Raw genomic sequence first — 23,025 nt, forward strand, 5'->3', positions numbered from 1 at the left:
TGCAGTTAGAACGGCATCTTGAAGCCCGGCGGCAACTGCATGCCGGCCGTGACTTTGGACATCTGATCCTTGGTATTGGTCTCAACCTTGCGCACGGCGTCGTTGACGGCCGCCGCGATCAGATCTTCCAGGATCTCTTTCTCTTCTTCCATCAGGCTGTCATCAATGGCAACCGACTTGACGTCGTGGCGACCATTCATGACGATCTTGACCAGACCTGCGCCGGACTCACCGGCCACCTCTGCACGCGCCACCTCTTCCTGCACGCGCTGCATGTCTTCCTGCATTTTCTGCGCCTGCTTCATCAGGCCACCCATGTTCTTCATCATCGTATTTCGCCTCTGCAAATCAATTCGGTTCGAGCGGTACTACGGTATCGATTTCAATCTGAGCATCAAACTGTTTCAGAATGTCCTGCACCAGCGGATCCTGCTCAATCGCCTCAACAGCCCGCGCCTGGCGCAACTCGCGCTGGCGCTGGGCGAACTGATGCGGCGTTTCGCGCCCCTGGGCGGCACATTCGAATTCTACCTCAAGCGGCATCCCAAAATAATCACACAGCGCCTTGGTGATACGCTCGCGCTGGATTTCATTCAGCAGCGCCTGCTGCTGCGCGGTATAGTAAAACCGCAGACTTTGCCCCTGCACCGACTCTAGCGACAAATTCACCGCCAGACTCTCAGTCATCCCCCCCAGCCCAAGACCGGCGCAGAGCACAACCCAGTCATCGGGCTCTAGCGAATCCAGCGTCAATAACTGAGCCCCCTCCTGCGCCGCGACGGGCGGTCTGGCCTGCACCGGAGCAACCTGAACTGGCAGCAACGCCGGCACCGGCACTGACGCAGAGGGAGACTGAGGCTGGACAGACGCCTGCGGCGCAGCGGGGCTCGGTGCCTGCAAGGATGCAGGCTCAGATCGCGCAATGCCAGCCCCAGATGCAGCAACAGGCGCGACAGCGCTCTGAGCCGCCGACTGCGGCCCTGTGGCAGCAGCGGATTCAGGCTTTTTTGGCGGCGCTACTCCCATGAACGCCAGATCCGCATCTTCCTGATCGTATCCGCCGGGAATATCCGACTCGTCGTACTCGGGCGGCCCATCCGGCATCACCGCAGCCGACATGGCAGATGCCTGCTGCGGTGAACTTTCAGACGCAGGTGCAGCTACAGGATCAACAGCAGCAGCCCTTGGGGGCTCTGGTGCCTGCGCTGGAGCGGCAACCAGCGGCGCAACGGAAACCTGCTCAGCGCGCACAACCACAGACTCACTGGCCGCATCCCGGACAGCAGGCCGAACGGCCGGCACACTGGCAACCTGAGCGTCCGCTACAGGCGACGTCGGCGACGCCCCGGCACTGGCACTGGCATTTACACCGGCATTCGCGGTCGCACTGGAAACAGGCCCTGGCCCCGCAGGCGCATCCGCCGGTCGGAAAGCCAGCATGCGCAACAACACCATTTCCAGGCCTTCCCGGGCGTCCGGCACATAAGGCAGATCTCGCCGCCCCAGCAAGGCAATCTGGTAATACAGCTGCACATCTTCAGCCGTCAAGGTGCGGGACAGCGCCAGTATCTGCTCGCGATCCCCCAGGCTGTTATCCGCCGCATCGGGCAGCACCTGGGCGATGGCAACACGGTGCAACAGGCTGATCATGTCCCCGAGCACACTGGCATAATCGGGTGAGAACTGCGCCAGATCCGCCACCGCCGCCAGCAACGCCTTCGCATCCCGGGCCGACAGGCATTCCACCAGCCGGCTCACCAGCAGCTGATCGATGCTGCCGAGCATGGTCTGGACATCAAGCGTGGTAATTTTGCCGGCACCGAAGGCGATCGCCTGATCGGTCAGGCTCATGCCATCGCGCATGGATCCGTCGGCGGAGCGCGCCAGCAGCCAGAGCGCAGCCTCCTCGAACGGGATCTTTTCTTCCCCCAGCACAAAGCGCAAGTGCTCGACGATGCGCTCGGGAATCATATTCTTGAGATTGAACTGCAGGCAGCGCGACAGGATGGTGACCGGCAGTTTTTGCGGGTCGGTCGTGGCCAGCAGGAATTTCACATGGGGAGGCGGCTCTTCCAGCGTTTTCAGCAAGGCATTGAAAGAGTGGGTCGACAGCATGTGCACCTCATCGATGAGATACACCTTGTAGCGCCCGTGGGTCGGCGCGTACTGCACATTTTCAAGCAGTTCGCGGGTATCCTCCACCTTGGTACGAGAGGCCGCGTCGACTTCAATCAGATCTACGAAACGCCCTTCGGCAATCTCGCGACAGGCACTGCACTGGCCGCAGGGGTCGGACGATACACCCTTTTCGCAGTTCAGCGATTTGGCAAAGAGCCGTGCTATGGAGGTCTTGCCCACACCCCGCGTGCCGGTAAAAAGGTAGGCATGATGCAGGCGGTCATCATCCAGCGCATTGACCAGCGCCTTCAGCACATGCTCCTGACCCACCATTTCCTGAAAACGCTTCGGGCGCCATTTGCGCGCCAGCACCTGATAGCTCATTGCGACCCTGATTACGACTGAATATTACAGGCGCCTATGCTACCGGCTGAGGCCCCGCCACGCCAGCACAACGACGGCCTTTAACCCGGGCACCGAGGCACAGCCAGGTGTTCACCGGCGCCACGCCGGGACACAAACCCGGCCTCCCCTTGCAGATCGATACCCGATACATATAATAAGCATTACTTACTATATGCAGTACTTACCATGAATCACGACACCAACCCGTGCTTTTTGCTCGCCGACATCGGCCGCCTGATGCGCCAGCGCTTTCAGCAACAGCTTGATCACAGCGAGCTGACCTACGCCCAGGCCCGGGCACTGATCAACATCAGCCGCTATCCGGGATTACGCCAGGTCGAGCTGGCCGAACTGATGGAGATCCAGCCTATTACCCTGGCCCGACTGATCGACCAGCTGCAGCAACAGCAACTGGTAGAGCGACGCGCTGACCCCGCAGACAGACGCGCCTACCGGCTGCACACAACCGCTGCCGCACAAAGCCCACTGCAGCAGATTCTCCAGATTGGCGCCGTCATTTACGAACAGATGATGGAAGACCTGGACGCTCCCCAGCGTGAGGAACTGGCGTCATCCCTGGCACGGATACGCAGCAACCTGTCCGGCGGCCAGACAGCCGCCAGCGCTACCGCAGAGCCCCAGCCAACCTGAGAGACTGAACCTGTGACCACAAGGCTCCCCCAAACCGACAACACCCCACCACCGCGCCGCCGATTTGCCGGCATCAGCCTGCGAACCCTGCTGATGGTGGTCATACCGCTGCTGGCCGTCGCCATCGCCAGCCTGCTTTATCTGCGCGGCGGCCGCTACCTCGAAACAGACAACGCTTACCTCAAGGCCGACAAGGCCCCGATCAGCAGCGAAGTTTCGGGCACGGTGCTCGAACTGAACGTTCGCGACAACGCCGCCGTCAGCAAAGGCGATCTGCTGTTTCAACTGGATGCCACAGAATTTCAGACCTCGCTGCACCGCGCCCAGGCACAGCTGGCCGCCGTCACCGCCGACATCCAGGCAAGGCGCAGCGGCCATGCCGAAAAACAGGCTCAAATCAACCTGGCCCGCACGGACCTTGATTACTGGCAGCGCGAAGCCGACCGCCAGGAGGACCTGGCCCGCAAGGGGGCGATATCCCGCGCCCGCCTGGATGAAGCACGTCACAATGCCGACATGGCGCGTCAGCGCGAGGTGGCACTGAAACTCGAGCTGCAGCGTATTGCCGATGAACTGGCTGGCGGGCCCGATACCCCGATCGAGGACCACCCCGACTATCGGATTGCCAAGGCCGAGCTGCAGCAGGCACAGCGCGCCCTGGAACAGACCGCCATCCGTGCCCCAATGGACGGTCATATCAGCCAGCTGCCCAAGCCCGGACAATTTCTGGAGCGTGGAAAAATAGCCGCGATTCTGATCGGTAACAGACTCTGGATTGAAGCCAACTTCATCGAGGCTGATCTGGCCAAGATTGCCCCCGGACAGCCGGTACGCATCAATTTCGACAGTTTCCCCGACCAGCAATGGCAGGGCTCGGTCGACAGCCTGAGCCCGGCAACCGGTGCCGAGTTTGCCGTCATTCCGGCACAGAATGCCACCGGCAACTGGGTCAAGATTCCCCAGCGCGTGCCGGTGCGCATCCAGCTCGAGAATCCCGGCGACGAACTGCGCGCCGGACTCAGCGCCCTGATCCAGGTGGACACCGGCACCTGCCGACTGCAAGGGGCCTGCTCTTGAGTCCAGTCGGACAACGCACTGGCCTGATTACCCTGACGGTGATGCTCGCCACCATCATGCAGGCACTGGACACGACCATCGCCAACGTCGCCCTGCCCAATATGCAGGGCAGCCTGTCGGCGACCCAGGACCAGATTTCCTGGGTACTGACGTCCTACATCGTGGGTGCGGCGATCTTCATGCCGCTGACCGGCTTCATGGCTGCACGCTTTGGGCGCAAACGCCTGTTCAGTGGCTCGATCATCGGCTTTACCCTGACCTCCATGCTCTGCGGTGCTGCCCAGAACCTGGATCAGATGGTGCTGTTCCGCCTGCTGCAGGGAATTTTCGGCGCCGCCCTGGTACCACTGTCCCAGGCGGTACTGCTGGACAGCCACCCACCCCAAAAGCACGGTTCAGCCATGGCCATGTGGGGGGTCGGCGTGATGGTCGGCCCCATACTGGGACCGACGCTTGGCGGTTATCTCACCGAATACTACAGCTGGCGCTGGGTGTTCTATATCAACCTGCCGTTCGGCATTCTGGCCTGGTTGGGCCTGCTACTGTTTCTCGACGAATCCCCAATCGATCGCAAGCGTCGCTTCGACCTGCTGGGATTTGCCTTTCTCGGCCTCGCCATAGCCGCACTGCAGATGGCCCTTGATCGGGGCGAACTCCTTGGCTGGCTCAGCTCGCCCGAAATCATGCTCGAACTTTCGCTGGCAGCGCTCTGCGGCTACCTGTTTGTGGTCCACAGCTGCACGGCGGCACAGCCCTTCATCAGCCCCGGCATTTTTCGCGATCGCAATTTCAGCGTCGGGCTGATCATGATCTTCGCCGTCGGCATTATCCTGCTGGCAACCATGGCGCTGCTGCCACCCTTTTTGCAGCACCTGTCAGGCTACCCGGTCATGACCACCGGGCTGCTGCTGGCGCCACGGGGCATAGGCACCATGCTTGCCATGCTGCTGGCCGGGCGCCTGCAGGGCACGGACAATCGCTACAAAATTGCGCTGGGACTGGTGTTGATCAGCTATTCGCTGTGGGAAATGACGTTCTTTACGCCGGACATAAGCCAGTGGGAACTGGTGCGCACGGGCATCGTTCAGGGACTGGGACTGGGCTTTGTGTTTGTCCCGCTCAGCACCCTGGCCTTCGCCACCCTGGCGCCGGCATTTCGCAACGAGGGCACGGCGCTGTTCAGCCTGATGCGCAACATCGGCAGCAGTATCGGCATTGCCTGGATGGTCACCCTGCTGGCCCACAACACCCAGGCCAATCACGCCGCCTTCGCATCCTATATCACGGACTTCAGCCTGCCATTGCAGCAGGCCATCGACAGCGGCATCTGGAGCCTTGAGAGCCCGACTGGGCTCAGCGCCCTGAACGCCACCGTAACACGCGAGGCACAGATACTGGCCTACCTGCAGGATTTCCAGATCATGATCTGGGTGACCCTGGCCGCCCTGCTGCTGCTACCCCTGATGCAGGCACCGCTGATGCAGCCGCACCCACAGAAGGACTAGCCCCGACGATCCAGACGGATCAGACCCCGAGCAAGGTTCGCAAGCGTTCAAGATCCTCGGGCGTATCCACGCCCGGCGGCGGCAATTCTGCAGCCACGGCCACATGAATGCGCGCCCCGTTCCACAATGCCCGCAACTGCTCCAGGCATTCGGTGTTTTCCACCGCAGCCGGGGGCCACTGCACAAAATCATTCAGCAGCTGCACCCGGTAACCATAGATACCGATATGGCGCTGCCACTCGAATCCCGCCGGCACCTGCTCACGGCCGGCAACAGTGGCGAAGGCATCCCGCGGCCAGGGTATGGTCGCACGGCTGAAATAGAGCGCCATACCAAAGCGATCCGTCACCACCTTGACCACATTGGGGTTCAGCAGCCCGGCGATGTCCTCCACCGGCTCCGACAGGGTCGCGATACCCGCCTGGGGGTTGGCCGCCAGGTTGGCCGCCACCTGGTTGATGATTGCAGGTGGAATCAGCGGCTCATCACCCTGCACATTGACGACGATCTCGTCATCCGCCATGCCAAGGCTCGCCACCACTTCCTGCAAACGGTCGGTGCCGGAGGGATGATCCGGCGAGGTCATGCACACCTCAGCACCAAAGCCGCGGGCCGCATCAGCAATACGCGCATCATCAGTGGCTACCAGCACCCGTGTGGCATCGCTTAAACAGGCGCGTTCATAGACATGCTGAATCATCGATTTGCCGGCGATAGCGGCCAGCGGCTTACCGGGGAAACGGGTGGAGCCGAAACGGGCCGGAATGATAACTGTGAAGCTCATGGGCGCACCTGCTTTTTCAGTGCATCGCGCTCCGCTTCGGTCAGCTTGCGCGCTTCGGTTTCCAGCATCACCGGAATGCCATCACGAATCGGGTACGCCAGGCCGCTTGCACTGCAGAACAGCTCGTCCGTTTCCCTGTGATAATGCAGCGACGCCTTGGACACCGGACACACCAGAATATCGAGCAGTTTCTTATCCATCATTGTCTCTCACCTGAAATAGCATCAGACACCCGGAGTCCGGGCCCTGAGGAGTCTTGTCTATTTAACTGCGTCGCCAGTGCAGATTCAAATGCCGCATCCAGCTGTGCCTCCACCGGCAGATACCAGCTGTTCGCCGGTGCCAGATTACGGCACTTCACCGCATCCTTTTCCGTCATGATCAGCGCCAGATCATCCCCGAACTCAAGGTCCTCGGCACTGAAAGCATGATGGTCGGAAAAACTGTGGGGAATGGGATCAAAGCCCAGCCGGCGCAGACTGTCGAAGAAGCGCTGCGGATTGCCGATACCGGCCAGCGCATGTACCCGCCGCGCACCCGGCCAGCCTGCAGCCTGCAGCCGCGCGCTGCCATCGAGCGCCCGCAACGCGCCCGGTATCAATTGCATCACATGGGCACCGGCCGGCCGGAAAGCCCCTTCACCATTCACCACAACAAGATCGACCGAATCCATACGCTCTGGCGGCTCACGCAAAGGCCCCTCCGGCAGACAGCGCCCATTGCCAAGGCCGCGCTCACTGTCCAGCACCAGGATCTCGAGGCTGCGCCCAAGGCGGTAATGCTGCAGACCATCATCACTGATAATCAGATCACAGTCGGTCTGTTGCAGCAGGTGCTTCGCCGCCGCAACGCGGTCCGGGTCTATCACCAGCGGGCAGCCACTGCGCTCAACAATCAGCAGCGGCTCATCCCCGACCTCGGCCGCGTTCGTACCCGCAACCACCAGACAGGGATACTGCGATGCATTGGAGCCGTAGCCACGACTCACCACACCGGGCCTGTAGCCCGCCGCCTGCGCCCACTGCAACAGCGCCAGCACCAGCGGCGTTTTGCCGGTACCACCGACAGAAATATTACCCACGATGATCAGCGGTACCGGCGGCTGCCAGACAAGCTCGGGATGGGACAGATATTGTGCCCGACGGCGCAACACAAGACGGCGGAACAGCCACTCCAGCGGGCGCAGCACGCACAGCCAGCGACTTCCCTGATACCAGCCCCGCACCAAAGCATTCATCAATCAGGGAGAACCCGGTTCGCGGGTGGTAATGCTCAGCTGCACAAAACCCAGTTGACCGGCCACATCCATGACGGTGACCACCGCCTGATGCGGCGTGGTGCCATCGGCAGTAATCAGCAGCGGGCGATCACGCTCTTCACCGGCACTCTGACGCAATGCCTGGCGCAGCGTATCGGGCTTGGAATTGACCAGCGGCTGACCGTTGATGCTGTAGCGCCCCTGGGCATCGATCAGCACTTCCAGCAACTGCTCAGACGCCTCGCCAGGTTCACCACTGGCTTCAGGCAGGTCCACCTGCAGATGGGTTTCGCGGGTAAAAGTAGTGGATACCATAAAAAAGATCAGCAGCAGAAACACCACATCGATGAGCGGCGTCAGATTGACACTGACCTCTTCCTGGCTGCGTCGCTGAAACTTCACGCGCTGCACTCCGGTTGGGGCATGGCCAATGCGGCAGCGGTATCAGACATGATCAATTTCACGCTCGCCATGCACCACTTCCACCAGCTTGACCGCCTCCTGCTCCATTTCCTTGACCAGGGAATCGACCTTGCGCTGAAAGAAGCGGTGAAAAATCAGGGTTGGAATTGCCACCGAGAGACCGGCCGCCGTGGTGATGAGCGCCTCGGAGATACCACCGGCCAGCACCGAGGCATTCCCCGTACCCTGTACCATGATTTCGGTGAATACCTTGATCATGCCAATCACGGTGCCCAGCAAACCCAGCAGCGGCGTGACCGCCGCAATGGTTCCCAGCGGATTGAGGAAGCGTTCCAGCTCGTGAATCACCTGACTGGCAGCCTCCAGAATGCTTTCCTTCATCACCTCGCGGCCGTGCCTGGCATTATTCAGCCCGGCCACCATGATACGCCCCAGCGGACTCTGCTGCTTGATTTCGCGCATTTGGGCGGGCGTCAGCGTTTTGCCCTGAATCTGCTCCCAGATATCGCCCAGCAAGCCACCCGGCGCAATACGCGAGGTTCGCAACACCCACAGCCTTTCCAGGCAAATCGCCAGCGAAAGCACCGAACATGCCACGATCGGAATCATCAACCAGCCACCGGCTTTCAGAAGTTCAAACACCCTGTACCCTCCGCTCGAATGCTGGCTACTTTAGCATAGCTCCCCTGCCAAAAGTAGGTCATTAACCCGCTGACCAATAACGCTTTTTCACCCCGCGCCAGGCCCTGGTACGGCACTCCCCGGCAGCATTCGCGACCAGCTCCAGAGCCCCGGAATCAGCGGTATTGAGCAGCCGCGCGCCCTGGTGCTCAAAGCGCGCCACCACCTCCGGCGCCGGATGGCCGTATTGATTCAGAAAGCCCGCGCTAAAGAGCCCGTACTGCGGCTGCAGCACCGTCAGAAAGGCGTCAGTCGACGAACTGCGACTGCCATGGTGAGACGCCACCAGCCAGGTCACCGGCGCCAGAGATCCGCCCTGCACCAGTGCCCGCTCCACATCCGCCTCAATATCGCCGGTCAGCAGCAGGCGACAGCCCGCAACCTCAATCAGCAACACGCAGGAGCGGTCATTCTCGCTCGCCCCCTCACTGCCATGAAGATAGCGAAACATCACCCCCGACCAGCGCCACTGCTGCCCCGCCCTGCAGGCACTGTAGCCTTCCTCGCGCTGTAGCCGCAGACTGCCGGAGTCTAGACGCCCAACCGCCAGCTCGCGCAGCACCTGCGCCCGCCCGCCGGCATGATCGTTATCCGCATGACTGACCACCAGCCGGTCCAGTGCCGGCACGCCACGGCGTTGCAGATAGGGCAGCACAGTGCGCTCGAATGCGGCTGTGCCACTGCGATAGCCAGGGCCTGTGTCATACAGCAGACTGCGATCACCCGCCTGCACCCAGACAGAGAGACCCTGGCCGACATCAAACACCCAGGCCCGAAACCCCACGGGAGGCGATGCAGGTGCACTGCCAAAGAGCGCCAGCGACCACACCATCGCTGCCAGTACGCGCACCCGCCATCCCAGTGGCAACACCAGCGCCAGGGAGGCCAGCAGGGCCGGCAGCAACAATACCGCCGCGGGCACCGGCATGGGCCCGCTGGCGGCCAGACGCTGCGCCAGCACCGCCTGCTCCACTACACCCAGCCCCTGCCACAACCCACCCAGCACCGCCGAGTATATGAGCCCAGGGAACGCCACAGCGCACCAGAGCCCGAGCAGTACCGGTAGCAGCCCCAGCACCAGAACCGGCAAGAGTGGAATGGCAAGCAGGTTAACCAAGGGGGCCACCAGGGAGATCTGACCAAACCAACCCAGCAGGAAGGGCGTCATCAGGCAGAAAATGGCCAGCTGCGCCACCAGCAGACGCCGCCACAACGCCTGAGTACCACGCACGGACGCCAGGATCAGTAGCATGGCTACAGCACCAAACGACAGCCAGAGCCCCGGCGCATGTACCGCCAGCGGCTGCAGACTCAACACCACGGCTAGCGCCAGCCACCAGCGTTGCCACAGACTCAGCTGACGCAGACAAAAAGCCGACAGCAACAGTGCGGCGGCCATAATCCAGGCCCGCAGGGTGGCAATGCCGGCGCCTGCCAGCAGCACATAGCCACCGCTGAGCAGCAGCGCCAGCAGTACCGGAAACAGACGCAATACCGGTGCGCTCAACCGGCCCGCAGGACAAAGCCAGAGCAGACCGCGTCCCAGCACCCAGCCCAGCGCCACCACTATGGCAATGTGCAGCCCACTGACAACCACCAGATGAACCGTACCGGTAAGACGCAGCCGCTCCCAGTCCGACACCGACAGCATAGAGCCGTCACCAATAAGAAAAGCCCGGGCCAGCGCCGCGACCGCCGGATCGGGCAAGCCCTCGGACAGCTGCGCACCCAGATTTGCCCGCACCCGGTCAAGCGTCCAGCGCCGCGGCTGCTGCCCATGCAACTCACGCACATAGCCGACAGCATCGACATCGCGCATTAGCGCCCAGAGTTCATAATCAAAGCCACCCGGATTCCACAGACTGTGAGGCGGCTTCAGGCGCACACTGAGCGTCACCCGGTCACCCGGCAGCAACAGTGGCAGCGTGCCGTAGGCACTCAGGCGCACGCGGCGCAGCCGGGTACCCTGCTGCGACAACACCCGCAGCTCAAACCGCTGCACCTCGCCCGCGACGTCCGGCAGCCCGACCACCTCGCCGCCAAGGCGCAGATCGGCGCCTGCCTGCTGCACATCCAGACGGTGCCACAGCTGCCAGTGACCATAGGTAACGGCCAGCAAAAAGCCCAGCCAGAGCGGCAGGATTTGCCTGCGCCAGCGGTGGTACAGCAGCAACGGACACAAAACCACCAGCAGATAACCAGCGGGCAGTTGCGGCAACAGGGCCGCGAGCAAAATTCCCGTGACGTAGTAGATCATCCTTGATCCTGTCGGGTTGGCTTACGTTAGACCTGAATGCATAATAGAACCCCTCAGAGACTGCAACCAAAGTGCGACACCTATGCCTCGCAAGCTGATCAAGAAGTACATGCCCGACGAGCACCGGTTTCGCACCCACCGAACCTTGAGCTGGCTCGGCGACCATATTCATGACCCCAACCTGTTTCACCTGACCCGCAAGTCCGTTTCACGCGCCGCCATGGTGGGTATTTTCTGCGCCTTCCTGCCCATTCCACTGCAAATGCTCGTCGCGGCCATCATCGCGGTTCTGGCCCGCTCGAACCTGCCGATATCCGTCGGCCTTGTCTGGCTGACCAACCCGCTGACCATGCCACCGGTGTTCTATTTCACCTACCTGGTCGGCTCGCAGATACTGGGCGCACCGCTAAAGCCGGTAGTGTTCGAGTTTTCCCTGCACAGCCTGGGTGCCGAAATATCCGCTGTGTGGTGGCCACTGCTGCTCGGCTCGCTGCTCTGCGGCCTGGTGTTTTCCTTACTGGGTTATGCCGCGGTACAGCTGTTCTGGATTCGCCATGTTCTCCATAGCTGGAAAAAACGCCGCCAGGAACGCAAGAACCGCAAGTAACCGCCCCCTCATCCGATCGCAGAGCGCTACCGAGCGCGCATAAAAAACGACAGCACAGGCTGTCGTTTTTTATGCCGGGCACAGAGCCCGACGAGATGCCAGGCAATCAGGCGGGAAAAAGGCTGCCGTCACGCAGTTCCAGCTTGCGATCCATGCGCGAGGCCAGCTCCAGGTCGTGGGTTACCACGATAAAGGACACGCCGGTCCGCTGATTCATCTCATCCATCAGCGCCTGCACTTCCGCCGCCGTATTACGATCCAGGTTGCCCGTCGGCTCATCCATCAGCACGCAGGCGGGCTCCGCCACCAGCGCCCGGGCGATAGCAACGCGCTGACGCTCGCCACCACTGAGCTGCGCCGGGCGATGCTTCAAACGCTTGCCCAGACCCACAGCCTGCAGCACCCGGGCAGCCGCGGCGGCGGCTTCGCGCACCGGCGTGCCACGGATCAGCAGCGGCATGGCGGTATTTTCCAGCGCATTGAATTCCGGCAGCAAATGGTGGAACTGATAGACAAAGCCCAGCACCCGATTGCGGATATCGCAGCGCTGACGTTCCGCCACGGCGTAGAGATCCTCTCCGCCCACCTCGACACTGCCGCTGCTCGGACGGTCAAGGCCGCCCAGTATATTCATCAGCGTACTCTTGCCAGAACCCGAGCTGCCGATAATCGCCACCCGTTCGCCGCGCGCGATCTGCAGCTGCACATTCTCGAGCACCTGCAAGGAAGTACCGCCCTCGCTGTACGCCTTGGCGATATTCTGTGCGCTCATCACCCAGTTACTCATAGCGCAGTGCCTCCGCAGGCTCGGTACGGGACGCGCGCCAGGCCGGATACAGGGTCGCGAGAAAACCGATGGTCAGTGCCGCACTGCAGATCAGCGTGACATCGTCCCACTGCAGCTGCGAGGGCAGATAGCTGATGAAATAGACATCGGCGGAAAGAAACTGAATGCCCAGCACGCGCTCCATCCAGGCCACCAGATCTGTGACGGTCAGAGCCAGCAAAACCCCAAGTCCCGTACCCAGCAGGGTACCGATGGCGCCTATAAGGCAGCCCTGCACCATGAATATGCGCATGATGCGCCCGGACGTCGCCCCCAGGGTGCGCAAAATGGCGATATCCGCCTTCTTGTCTGTCACCACCATAACCAGGGTTGACACTATATTGAACGCCGCCACAAACACGATCAGAAACAGCAGCAGGCCGATCATGCGCTTTTCCATCTGAATGGCCTGGAACAGATTGCCGTGGGAACGGGTCCAGTCGCTGACCAGATAGGGTCCGTTAAGGCCGGACGCAATCTGGCGCACGGCGGTCGGAGCATCGAACAGATCGTCAAACCGCAGTCGGATACCATCCACGCCATCCCCCTGACGCGTGATGACGGCGGCATCCTCAAGGCTGATATAGGCGAGATTCGCATCCAGCTCAGCACCCACCTCGAACACGCCCACCACCGTAAAGCGCTTCATGCGCGGCACGACACCGGCCACGCTGACCGAGGCTTCCGGCAATACCAGAGTCACCTTGTCGCCGCTACCTACGCCCAGGGATCGTGCCAGTATGGCACCGAGAACGATGCCAAAACGCTGATTGCCCAGCGCCGCCAGGCTGCCCTCGCGCATATGATCGCCAATAATCGATACCTGATTCTCACGTACCGGATCGATGCCGGTCACCTGAACACCGTGCACGCTGCCACCCTGGGTCAGCATGCCCTGGGCCTGAATGTAGGGCGCAGTACCCAGCACTCCGGGCTGGCGCGCAATATCGTCGGCAACTGTGCGCCAGGACTGCAGCGACTCGCCGTAGCCGGCAATGGTGGCGTGGGGCACCATCCCCAGGATGCGCTGTTTGAGCTCGCGGTCAAATCCGTTCATCACGGACAGCACCAGGATCAGCGCGGCGACACCGAGCATCAGCCCGAGCATCGAAACCAGGGAGATAAAAGATATAAAATGATTGCTACGCTTGGCGCCGGTATAACGCAGGCCAACGTAAAGAGAGAATGGTCTGAACATGCGCGGGATTAAACCATAGAGGGGGGATTTACTCTAACAAAATCAGCGCAATGTTGTTATTCTGCGAAGCAGAAAAAACCCGAGGAGAGCCTTGCATGGACCAGGATCGGCGCCAGTTTTATCGTATCGAGCACCAGGTCGCAATCGAGTACAAGCTGGTACCCGAAGCCGAAGTCGTGGACAGTGCCCGCCCCTACCAGTTCGACGTGTCGTCCCACTTTCTGCTGCTCAGCGAACTGCAGGCCATGGATACCGATACCGGCCACCTGCTACGCAAGATCGGCGAAAAACAGCCCGAAGTATCGGCCTACCTCAAGCTGCTGGACACCAAGATCAATCGCATCGCCCGCAGCCTGGTATCAGAGGAGCTCAAGGACACCGGCTCGCTGCGCATGCACAATATCAATCTCAGTGAAGGCGGCTTGTCCTTCGACTGCGACGACAACCTGCCGCTGGGGCAGTACCTGGCACTCAAGCTGGTCTTCCCGGAAAGCCTGCTGGGCCTGCTGCTTTACGCCAGCGTACAGCGCAACGAAGCCATCGACGGCGGTTACCAGATAGGTATCGAGTTCTTCAAGATGCCGGAAAGCTGCCGCACCCTGCTGGCCCGCTTCATTCTGGAAGCCCAGGCGCGGGAACGTCAGCGCCAGCTCAACGTCGATGACTGAAACACCCGTCCCCGTCAGCCAGCCCCTCGCCAGCGAACTGCTGGAGGCATTCGACCAGCTGAACACTAGCCTGGCCCGATTCTGCACCCAGCTGCGCCAGAGTGATCGAGCCCTGTGGATACCCCGGCGCGACACTGAGCACAGTATCAGCGAGCGGGATTTCGCCTGCTCCCTGATGGCGGATATCTGGTACAAGGATGGCCAGGACGGGCGCTGCACCCGCAGTCGCCATGGCCTGATCGGTGCCGATGAGGCGCTGCTCGCCAGCGCCCATGCACTGAACCAGCACAAGGCCGCCTTCCAGCTGGCCGCCAGCCGCCTGAACGCAGAGCATCTGCGCCAGCTGCCAACCCAACTGGCCCATCGCAGCAGCCTGCTGGGCGAACTGCTCAACAACCAGGGGCTGGGCCGTATTCATCTCAAACAGTGCTATCGCCAGGTGCCCATACTGGAGCGCACGCCCACTCGCATCGGCTTCAACTGGTACAGTAGCGGGCGCAGCATACGCCGCCTGACAGCGGGCGATGCGATGCAGTTGCTGCTCAAGCTCGATCAAAGCCAGCCCCATGTGCAAATTCAGCTGGCACGCCTGTCGCCCCTGAGCCCGGAGACGCCGCTGGCGCAACTCCAGACCCAGGTACCGGTGATGCGCGCCAATATCGGCTGGAAAACCGATCAGGGCTGGCAGCGCCAGGCCCGCAACTGTCCACTGCCGCTACTGTTCCCGCTGGCGCCGGACGCTGCCCTGCCGGAGCACAACAGACCAGAGCTTGAGCCGCCCCACGGTCGCCAGCGCGCCGAACGCTCGGATGCACGTATAGACCCCGAACCCTTTCTTGCCAGTCTGCGCATTCATCGCTACCAGCATTAACGCCACCGATCAGGCCAACCATGTCCCCAGCCAGAACCAAACTGCTGCACCACATCGCCACCGCCCTGGGCCTGCTGTTCCTCGGCCTCTGGTACGTCCTGTTCAAACAGCTCGGCGTCCTCGACTGGGTCATCAACCTGGTGCCACCCTCCCACGCCGGTGCCGGACTGATGCTCGGCATAGCAACGGTCATGATACCGGGCTTCTTTATCTGGAAGCTGTATAACCGCTGGGTCGAACGCCGCCTGCAAATCCGCGGCATTTATTACGAAGACAGCTACTATGAACAGCAGTCCGACAAGGATGACGACTGACAAGCCCGCGGATACAGGATACCGCTGGCCAGGCATTCGGCGCCGGCCGTTCAAATCGACTACACTGCATGCCCATAACCCTAACCCAACTTGGAATTAGCTCAGATTGCCCCGCACTTAGCGCGATAACAGGAAGTTATGAACGTCAGCCACCGCTTTTTCACTAACCCGCCAACTGACCGATCAAATCACGCCCTCTCCGAGCGCGAGCAGGGTGCTCCCCCACCCCCCAGACTACTCACCTGGATGCAGCAACATCAGGCACAGATCCGACTCGCCGCGATCCCGTTGCTGGCACTGCTCATGACCGCTGTCTATGCCCTTGTGTACCTTACCGGCGGTGTAAAGTACGTCTACGCACACTCCATGTATCTGGTGATTCTGCTGGGCGGCTTTATCTACGGCGCCCCTATCGGCGCTCTTACCGGCGCTCTGGCGGGGCTTGTACTGGGCCCACTGATGCCCATTGATGTCACAACAGGTGAAGCCCAGAAAACCATCAACTGGCTTTACCGCAGCGGCTTTTTCGTCCTGGCGGGACTCTTCTGCGGCACCGCCAGGGACTGTGTGCAGCGCTACATGGGCCACATCCAGTGGCTCATGCACCACGACCGCAGCAGCGAGCTGCCTAACCGTCAGGCATTGATCACCCACCTGAACGCAACCACTTGCAGCAATCAGAACTTCAGACATAGCTACCTGGCGGTGATTTCCGTGGAAAACATGCTGGAAATGGAAGCCGCCTATGGCCTGGGCGTCAGCGATGAAATCATCCAGCAGCTGTCCTATCGCCTGCAGACCCTGAAAGACATAGAGACCGGACCCTATCGAATCAATAGCCATCAGTTGGCGATCATCCTGACCTCGACACCCGCCTGCAGTATCGAAAAACGCCTGACTCGAATGGGCGAGGAATTTAACCTGCCGTTTCGTTTCGACACCCTGCTGATTCACGCTGATATCAGCACAGGCTATACCACGCTTGCGAGCCGGAATGAAAATCCGGAAACCTGTCTGCGCCAGGCCGAAATCGCACTGCGCCGTGCCGCCGAACGCTCACAGCGCTGGGCACGCTTTAGCCCGGAGCTGGATGTTATCCACAATCAGGACACCCTCGAGCTGCTGGCCGAACTCAAGACAGCCCTGGCATCCAGCCAGCTGACACTGCACTACCAGCCTAAAGTCTGCCTGCTCAGCAATGCGGTGCTCGGCGTGGAGGCACTGATGCGCTGGCAACACCCCGAACGCGGCTTCATCCCGCCAGGGAAATTCATTCCCCGCACCGAACACAGCACCCTCATTGACGAGCTGACGGCCTGGGCCATCGACAGCGCCCTGACACAGATTACCCACTGGCAGTCCATGGGCATTCAATTAAGCGTCGCCGTCAACATATCGCCCCGCAACCTGCTGTCCCCCGACTTTGCCGATAGGGTATTGGCCCTGCTGGAAAAGCATCAGATCGACGGTGCCCTGCTGGAGCTTGAAATCACCGAAGGCGCCTTCATGCTCGACATTGAACGCACCGTACGCGAACTGACACGCCTGCCCAACGCCAATATAACCCTGTCCATCGATGATTTCGGCACCGGCTATTCTTCGCTGCAATACCTTGATGCCCTGCCGGTTTCCATCATCAAGGTCGACCAGTCATTCGTAAAATCCCTGTCCAAAACGTCGGGCTCATACCATATCGTCAAGGCCGCAGTGGACATGGCCCACAATCTGGGAATGCAGGTGGTCGCCGAAGGTGTCGAAACAAAAACCGCCTATGAACTGTTGTCGGACTTTGGCTGCGATATCGCCCAGGGTTATTTCATCGCCCGCCCCATGCCCGCCGACCAGTTCAATAGCTGGTACCAGGATAACAACGGTCGTTTCCGCCCCGAGTAAGCCTGTCCCTGCAGCGGGTCTGTAAAGCCGCGCTCGGGCGCAGGTGATATAATCTGCCCCAACCCTAGGAGCCGGGCTCCCAACACAGCCGCGACAGCCCGCGCATCCGACCCCGCTCTTCCTAAAGGACCACGCCAACACAATGAACCACCCGCAACCCAATAACCCGCTGCATGGCATTACCCTGGAACAGGTTGTCACCCGCCTGGTTGAACACTATGGCTGGAGCGAACTGGGCGATCGCATTGATATCCGCTGCTTCACCCAGGACCCGTCCATCAAGTCGAGTCTCAAATTCCTGCGCCGTACGCCCTGGGCACGCAAGAAGGTCGAAGACCTGTATATCGCCGTACTGACAGACAGCCCGCGCAGCTGAGACCCCCGGACGCCTTAGCCGGCGTCTGATCTCCCGCAGGAGGTCTTATCCAAACACCCCCGACCATCCTTAACGCGGAACCACGATTAATGGCGAACAAAGCATTTATCCTACAGCGCATCTGCATCTATGCCGGTACCACGATAGACCCCGACGCCGACGCCGAGGTCAGGCAGATCCTGCTCGACAAGTTCAACCTACCCCTGCCCCAGCGCCGCTCACTGGAAGAATCCCTGATGGCCGTGGCCACGCCGCGGCCGGAAATCATCGACCTTATCATTGAATACCGCGCCCTGACGGCGAGCAAAAACAAGGCGAACTTGATCAATGCGCAAAGAAGAACGTGAAGCCCCGAGCAAGGCCGACATTGCCCTGCTCCCGGCCTTTGAGGGGCTCAAGCTTTCCCAGATCCGGGTACCGCGCAGCCGTGAGGAATTTCTGGCGGCCACCCTGGAGCTGCTGCAGTGCCGTTATGTTGGCTTTGATACAGAGTCCAAGCCCACCTTCGACAAGGGCGAAACCTCCCGCGGACCCCATGTGGTGCAGCTGACCACACTGAAACACGCCTATATCTTTCAGCTCTGGCGCGAGCACGCCTGCGACTGCCTGCGCCAGATCCTGCAGTCGCAGGACTGCATAAAGGTTGGCTTTGGCCTGCGTTCGGATCGCAGCCATATCCGCCGCAGGCTGGGGATTAACCCCAACGCCCTGCTGGACCTGGATCAGGTATTCCGCAAACAGGGCTATCGCCGGGAGCTTGGTGTAAAGGCCGCCATTGCGGTGCTGCTGGGGCAAAAATTCCAGAAATCGAAGTCTGTCGCCATGTCCAACTGGGCCTTGCCAGAACTGAAAGATAACCAGCTGCTGTACGCCGGCAACGATGCCTATGCGGCGCGACTGGTGCTTGAGTTGCTGGCGCTTGACGACCAGACACTGCCGGTCAGTTATGTAAAAACGCCCGCCAGCCATGCAAGAGAGAAGAGCTCGACAGGCCAGGTCAGCTAACAAAGAGCGGTATAGAACGCGGCAATGAGCACAAAAAAGCCGGCCCCGATGCACACCTGAAACAGGCTGGATCGGGGCCGGCGGACGGCACTAACGCATTTGCGCAAGCTGTCAGATATTGGAGATTCGATTCAAGCCGGAGATAGCGGCAACCCGGTAGGCTTCCGCCATGGTCGGGTAGTTGAAGGTCGTATTGATAAAGTACTTCAGCGTGTTGGCCTCACCCTTTTGCGTCATGATCGCCTGACCGATATGGACGATCTCCGAGGCATGGTCGCCAAAGCAGTGAATCCCCAGAATTTCCAGCGTATCACGGTTGAACAGCAGCTTGAGCATACCCACCGTCTGGCCGGAAATTTGCGCTCTGGCAGTATCCTTGAAGAAGGCCTGACCTACTTCATAGGGCACGCATTCCGCCGTCAGCTCTTCCTCGGTCTTGCCAAGCGAACTGATCTCAGGAAGGGTGTAAATGCCGGTCGGCACCTCATTGATATACCGGAAGTCCTCGCTGTTCAGCAGATCAGCCGCCGCCGCACGCCCCTGATCCAGCGCCGCCGATGCCAGGCTCGGCCAGCCCACCACATCACCGGCCGCATAAACACCTTCGCAATCGGTACGGTAGTGGTCATCCACCTCCAGCTGACCACGGCTGTTGGGCACAAGACCAATATTCTCCAGCCCCAGAGCGTCGGTATTGCCGGTACGGCCGTTGCACCAGAGGAAGGCATCAGCATGGATGCGCTTGCCAGACTTGAGGGTCATGATCACGCCACCCTGGTCCGCCACAACGGATGCATACTCTTCATTGTGACGAATTTTCACCGCGTTGTTGCGCAGGTGATAGCTAAGCGCATCCGAAATCTCGCCATCCAGGAAAGACAGCAATCGATCTCGCTGATCAATCAGGTCCACCTTGACGCCCAGGCCTGCAAAGATGGAGGCGTATTCGCAGCCGATAACCCCGGCACCGTAAATCACCATGGTACGGGGTGTGTGGCTGAGCTTGAGAATGGTATCGGAGTTGTAGATACGCGGATGCTCGAAGTCGATATCCGCCGGGCAATAGGGGCGCGAACCGGTTGCGATCACAATATTGCGCGCCCGCAACGTTTCTTCGCCATTGGCCGTGCCGCGTACGATAATGGTGTTCTTGTCGGCAAATTCAGCCCGGCCAAAGAACACATCCACCCGGTTGCGGGCATAAAAGTTGGTACGCAGCATCACCTGGTTGGCGATCACCTTTTCGGCGCGATTCAACACTATGGGGAAGGAAAACCAGCGCGGCTCGCCTATATCACGGAACATCGGGTTAGTGTTGAATTCGATGATCTGCTTTACGGAATGACGTAACGCCTTGGAGGGAATTGTACCCTTGTGCGTACAGTTGCCGCCCACCAGGTCCTGCTCCTCGATCACCGCAACGCGGCGCCCCTTCTTGACCGAATTCATGGCCGCACCCTCACCCGCGGGTCCGGATCCGATCACAATGACGTCATAGTCATACACTGCCATTCGCTTCCCCTTCGTATCCTAGAAATACATTGCTAATGCCACTAGCGCTCAGGCTTTCACCTTGACCTCATACGCCAGAGCCGCCGGAGTCTGCGCCCGGTCGGTGGTTTTTTTCTGTTCTTCGTCACACTTGTTCGGGTTACCGCCGCAGATATCGCACACGGTTTCCACACCCATGGCACCCATGCCGCCACAGGAACCCGCAATGGGCTTGCGCCCCAGCAGCACGCCCACGGACATGGCCAGGATCACGGTACCCAGCACCACAAAGGTCAAAATCATAATATCCATCAGTAACACCTCACTTGCTTAGGTATTGCTCGAATTGCGGCGTCATGTGCTCCACAAAACCGGCCCCGGACTTGACGATGAAAAAGGCGGCTATCTGATTATCGACCGCATACTGGTAGCCGCGTTCATCGCCCATCACCGTCAGTGCCGTGGCCAGCGCATCGGCCTCGGCGCAGGTGGGCCGCAACACGGTCACCGACGCCAGCTGATGCGTAATCGGCCTGCCGGTCAGCGGGTCCAGGGTATGGGAAAAGCGCAGCCCCCCCTCCTCGAAGTAATTGCGATAGTCACCGGAGGTGGCCACGCCGGTTTCATGCACCGTAATGACACGCTGTACCTCACGGCCTGCATCGACCGGACTCTCGATCGCGATGCGCCAGCTATTGCCATCGGGTTTGAGCCCCCTGGCACGCAGCTCGCCGCCTATTTCCACCAGGTAGCTGTCAATGCCTTCATGCTCCATCACCCGCGCCAGCTCATCGACACCATACCCCTTGGCGATAGCCGAAAGGTCGACGTAGAGATCAGCCGTCTTGGTCGCACGCAGCGTCGGGGCATCCAGCTGCAGGTACTGATAGCCCACGCGCTGACGCGCCCGGTCAATCTGCGACTGCTCAGGCGCATGGGTCACACGCCCGTCCGGCCCGAAGCCCCAGAGATTCACCAGCGGCCCTACGGTCACATCGAAAGCACCCTGGGTACTCTCGCTGATACTCTGAGCCAACTGCAGCACTTCAAACAGACCCGCCGAGACTTCAGTACCGTAGCCCGCCCCTGCCTGATTAAAGCGAGATAGCTCAGAATCCTTGATGTAGGTCGACATTGACTGGTTCACATCCAGCAAGGATTGCTGCAGACGCGCCCCTAAGCGCTCAACACTCTCGTCCCCGGACTCAGCCGACACCCACTTGACAGTGTAAGTCGTACCCATGGTGGCGCCCGAAACACTGAGCACCCGGCGCTCGGCTTCCGAACTGCAGCCAGACAGAATGAACAGCCATACAAACAAAATGGCCAGCAGGGAAGCTGCTGGCCATTTTGTTGTCAGCTTCGGCACAGAAGCGACCATCCATTAACCACCGAAGTCGTCGAGATAGATGTTTTCACGCTCAACACCCAGATCTACCAGCATCTGGATGACCGCCGCGTTCATCATGGGCGGCCCGCACATGTAGTACTCGCAATCTTCGGGCGCATCGTGGTCCCGCAGATAGTTCTCGTACAGCACGTTATGGATAAAGCCGGTGTAGCCATCCCAGTTGTCTTCAGGCTGCGGATCCGACAGTGCCAGATGCCACTTGAAGTTCTCGTTCTCTGCCGCCAGCGCATCATATTCTTCGCCATAGAAAGCTTCACGCATGGAGCGCGCGCCATACCAGAAGCTGATCTTGCGCTTGGAGTTCAGGCGCTTGAGCTGATCGAAGATATGTGAGCGCATCGGTGCCATGCCGGCACCACCACCGATAAATACCATCTCGTTATCGGTTTTCTGGGCGAAGAACTCACCGAAAGGACCGTAAACGTCAATCTTGTCACCGGGCTTGAGACCGAAGACATAGGACGACATCTTGCCCGGCGGGAAGCTGGTGCCAGGCGGCGGCGAAGCGATACGGATATTGAACTTAACAATACCCACTTCTTCCGGATAGTTGGCCATGGAGTAGGCACGGATAACCGGCTCATCAACCTTGGAGACGTACTGCCAGACGTTGAACTTGTCCCAGTCTGCGCGGTATTCCTCTTCGATATCGAAGTCCTTGTAATGCACTTCGTGGGCCGGAGCCTCGAGCTGCACATAACCACCGGCGCGGAAATCGACGTTCTGGCCTTCAGGCAGGCGCAGGGTCAGCTCCTTGATGAAAGTAGCCACGTTCGGGTTTGACTCGACGGTGCACTCCCATTTCTTGACGCCGAAGACATCGTCTTCAAGTTCGATTTTCAGATCCTGCTTGACGGCAACCTGGCATGACAGACGCCACCCCTGCTTGCCTTCACGCAGCGTGAAGTGGGATTCTTCGGTCGGCAGCATGGAGCCACCGCCCTCTTCCACGATACATTTGCACTGGGCACAGGTACCACCGCCGCCACAGGCGGAGGGGACGAAGATGCCAGCGCCGGCCAGGGTCGACAACAGCTTGTCGCCGGCCGCGACCGTAATGGTTTTTTCCGGGTCGCCATTAATTTCTATATTGACGTTACCGGAGCTTACGAGCTTTGAACGGGCTGCCAGGATAACCGCGACAAGTGCCAACACCATCGCAGTAAACATGACAACGCCGAGAACGATTTCAGCATTCATTGGCTT

General features: G+C 60.3%; 25 protein-coding genes. 11 read left to right on the plus strand and 14 right to left on the minus strand.

The features are described from left to right. Nucleotides 1–5: 5 nt before the first annotated feature. Together MRS74_RS04690 and dnaX are read right to left on the minus strand one after the other, a co-directional pair. Nucleotides 6–329 carry a YbaB/EbfC family nucleoid-associated protein gene (locus tag MRS74_RS04690; protein ID WP_254579125.1) on the minus strand — a complete coding sequence of 108 codons (324 nt, stop codon included), beginning with the start codon at nt 327–329 and terminating at the stop codon, nt 6–8. Between the two features lie 19 nt (nt 330–348). Next, nucleotides 349–2,502, minus strand: coding sequence for a DNA polymerase III subunit gamma/tau (gene dnaX, locus MRS74_RS04695; RefSeq protein ID WP_254579126.1), 2,154 nt, complete (start codon nt 2,500–2,502; stop codon nt 349–351). A 207-nt stretch (nt 2,503–2,709) separates the two neighbouring features. Between dnaX and MRS74_RS04700 the strand changes: the two genes are divergently transcribed. From MRS74_RS04700 to MRS74_RS04710, 3 genes are read left to right on the plus strand one after another with little or no spacing between them, the layout of a single operon-like run. Continuing rightward, on the plus strand, nt 2,710–3,174 hold the full coding sequence (locus MRS74_RS04700; RefSeq protein WP_254579127.1) for a MarR family winged helix-turn-helix transcriptional regulator: 465 nt from the start codon (nt 2,710–2,712) through the stop codon (nt 3,172–3,174). Nucleotides 3,175–3,186: 12 nt separating this feature from the next. After that, nucleotides 3,187–4,251 carry an HlyD family secretion protein gene (locus tag MRS74_RS04705; protein ID WP_254579128.1) on the plus strand — a complete coding sequence of 355 codons (1,065 nt, stop codon included), beginning with the start codon at nt 3,187–3,189 and terminating at the stop codon, nt 4,249–4,251. Beyond that, nucleotides 4,248–5,756: a DHA2 family efflux MFS transporter permease subunit gene (locus MRS74_RS04710; RefSeq protein WP_254579129.1), complete on the plus strand. Its 1,509-nt coding sequence runs from the start codon at nt 4,248–4,250 to the stop codon at nt 5,754–5,756. Before MRS74_RS04705 ends, MRS74_RS04710 begins: the two co-directional genes overlap by 4 nt. Nucleotides 5,757–5,775: 19 nt before the next feature. Here the strand turns inward: MRS74_RS04710 and kdsB are convergent, their stop codons facing one another. The 6 genes from kdsB to MRS74_RS04740 form a co-directional block, all read right to left on the minus strand. Next, the gene (kdsB, locus tag MRS74_RS04715; protein ID WP_254579130.1) at nt 5,776–6,540 is read right to left on the minus strand and encodes a 3-deoxy-manno-octulosonate cytidylyltransferase; all 765 of its coding nucleotides are present in this window, start codon (nt 6,538–6,540) and stop codon (nt 5,776–5,778) included. After that, a complete protein-coding gene (locus MRS74_RS04720; RefSeq protein WP_254579131.1) occupies nt 6,537–6,743 on the minus strand; it encodes a Trm112 family protein in 207 nt (68 codons plus the stop codon). The genes kdsB and MRS74_RS04720 overlap by 4 nt, the downstream gene beginning before the upstream one ends. Continuing rightward, on the minus strand, nt 6,740–7,777 hold the full coding sequence (gene lpxK, locus MRS74_RS04725; RefSeq protein ID WP_254579132.1) for a tetraacyldisaccharide 4'-kinase: 1,038 nt from the start codon (nt 7,775–7,777) through the stop codon (nt 6,740–6,742). The genes MRS74_RS04720 and lpxK overlap by 4 nt, the downstream gene beginning before the upstream one ends. 3 nt (nt 7,778–7,780) lie before the next feature. Then, nucleotides 7,781–8,200 (minus strand): ExbD/TolR family protein, encoded by a 420-nt coding sequence (locus tag MRS74_RS04730; RefSeq protein WP_254579133.1) that lies wholly within the window; start codon nt 8,198–8,200, stop codon nt 7,781–7,783. A gap of 42 nt (nt 8,201–8,242) precedes the next feature. Further along, nucleotides 8,243–8,863 (minus strand): MotA/TolQ/ExbB proton channel family protein, encoded by a 621-nt coding sequence (locus MRS74_RS04735; protein WP_254579134.1) that lies wholly within the window; start codon nt 8,861–8,863, stop codon nt 8,243–8,245. A 61-nt stretch (nt 8,864–8,924) separates the two neighbouring features. Then, entirely contained in the window at nt 8,925–11,159 is a 2,235-nt protein-coding gene (locus MRS74_RS04740) for a DNA internalization-related competence protein ComEC/Rec2 (protein ID WP_254579135.1), read from the minus strand. Nucleotides 11,160–11,241: 82 nt separating this feature from the next. Here MRS74_RS04740 and MRS74_RS04745 point away from each other — a divergent pair, with 82 nt between their 5' ends. After that, nucleotides 11,242–11,766, plus strand: coding sequence for a DUF2062 domain-containing protein (locus MRS74_RS04745; protein WP_254579136.1), 525 nt, complete (start codon nt 11,242–11,244; stop codon nt 11,764–11,766). 106 nt (nt 11,767–11,872) lie between these two features. Here MRS74_RS04745 and lolD read toward each other — a convergent pair whose 3' ends face one another. Beyond that, a complete protein-coding gene (gene lolD / locus MRS74_RS04750) occupies nt 11,873–12,553 on the minus strand; it encodes a lipoprotein-releasing ABC transporter ATP-binding protein LolD (protein WP_254579137.1) in 681 nt (226 codons plus the stop codon). Beyond that, the gene (locus MRS74_RS04755; RefSeq protein ID WP_254579138.1) at nt 12,546–13,790 is read right to left on the minus strand and encodes a lipoprotein-releasing ABC transporter permease subunit; all 1,245 of its coding nucleotides are present in this window, start codon (nt 13,788–13,790) and stop codon (nt 12,546–12,548) included. Before MRS74_RS04755 ends, lolD begins: the two co-directional genes overlap by 8 nt. Before the next feature lie 95 nt (nt 13,791–13,885). Between MRS74_RS04755 and MRS74_RS04760 the strand changes: the two genes are divergently transcribed. From MRS74_RS04760 to MRS74_RS04790, 7 genes are all read left to right on the plus strand, one after another. Further along, a complete protein-coding gene (locus MRS74_RS04760; RefSeq protein WP_254579139.1) occupies nt 13,886–14,458 on the plus strand; it encodes a PilZ domain-containing protein in 573 nt (190 codons plus the stop codon). Then, the gene (locus MRS74_RS04765; protein ID WP_254579140.1) at nt 14,451–15,329 is read left to right on the plus strand and encodes a DNA replication terminus site-binding protein; all 879 of its coding nucleotides are present in this window, start codon (nt 14,451–14,453) and stop codon (nt 15,327–15,329) included. Before MRS74_RS04760 ends, MRS74_RS04765 begins: the two co-directional genes overlap by 8 nt. 20 nt (nt 15,330–15,349) lie before the next feature. Further along, a complete protein-coding gene (locus tag MRS74_RS04770) occupies nt 15,350–15,643 on the plus strand; it encodes a hypothetical protein (RefSeq protein ID WP_254579141.1) in 294 nt (97 codons plus the stop codon). 246 nt (nt 15,644–15,889) lie between these two features. Continuing rightward, nucleotides 15,890–17,536, plus strand: coding sequence for a putative bifunctional diguanylate cyclase/phosphodiesterase (locus MRS74_RS04775; protein ID WP_254579142.1), 1,647 nt, complete (start codon nt 15,890–15,892; stop codon nt 17,534–17,536). Between the two features lie 142 nt (nt 17,537–17,678). Then, nucleotides 17,679–17,912, plus strand: a complete 234-nt coding sequence (locus tag MRS74_RS04780) for a VF530 family protein (RefSeq protein WP_254579143.1) — start codon at nt 17,679–17,681, stop codon at nt 17,910–17,912. 89 nt (nt 17,913–18,001) lie between these two features. Further along, on the plus strand, nt 18,002–18,259 hold the full coding sequence (locus tag MRS74_RS04785) for a hypothetical protein (RefSeq protein WP_254579144.1): 258 nt from the start codon (nt 18,002–18,004) through the stop codon (nt 18,257–18,259). Next, nucleotides 18,240–18,917, plus strand: a complete 678-nt coding sequence (locus MRS74_RS04790) for a 3'-5' exonuclease (RefSeq protein WP_254579145.1) — start codon at nt 18,240–18,242, stop codon at nt 18,915–18,917. Before MRS74_RS04785 ends, MRS74_RS04790 begins: the two co-directional genes overlap by 20 nt. 111 nt (nt 18,918–19,028) lie before the next feature. Here MRS74_RS04790 and sthA read toward each other — a convergent pair whose 3' ends face one another. The 4 genes from sthA to nqrF all read right to left on the minus strand — a co-directional run bounded on the left by sthA (nt 19,029) and on the right by nqrF (nt 23,019). After that, a complete protein-coding gene (gene sthA, locus MRS74_RS04795) occupies nt 19,029–20,429 on the minus strand; it encodes a Si-specific NAD(P)(+) transhydrogenase (protein WP_254579146.1) in 1,401 nt (466 codons plus the stop codon). 48 nt (nt 20,430–20,477) lie between these two features. Then, nucleotides 20,478–20,720, minus strand: a complete 243-nt coding sequence (gene nqrM, locus MRS74_RS04800; RefSeq protein ID WP_254579147.1) for a (Na+)-NQR maturation NqrM — start codon at nt 20,718–20,720, stop codon at nt 20,478–20,480. Nucleotides 20,721–20,730: 10 nt separating this feature from the next. After that, on the minus strand, nt 20,731–21,651 hold the full coding sequence (locus MRS74_RS04805) for an FAD:protein FMN transferase (protein ID WP_306421952.1): 921 nt from the start codon (nt 21,649–21,651) through the stop codon (nt 20,731–20,733). Between the two features lie 141 nt (nt 21,652–21,792). Then, on the minus strand, nt 21,793–23,019 hold the full coding sequence (nqrF, locus tag MRS74_RS04810; RefSeq protein WP_254579149.1) for an NADH:ubiquinone reductase (Na(+)-transporting) subunit F: 1,227 nt from the start codon (nt 23,017–23,019) through the stop codon (nt 21,793–21,795). Nucleotides 23,020–23,025 lie beyond the last annotated feature (6 nt).

The organism is Marinobacterium sedimentorum, from assembly GCF_024267675.1.
Taxonomy (GTDB): Bacteria; Pseudomonadota; Gammaproteobacteria; order Pseudomonadales; family Balneatricaceae; genus Marinobacterium_A; species Marinobacterium_A sedimentorum.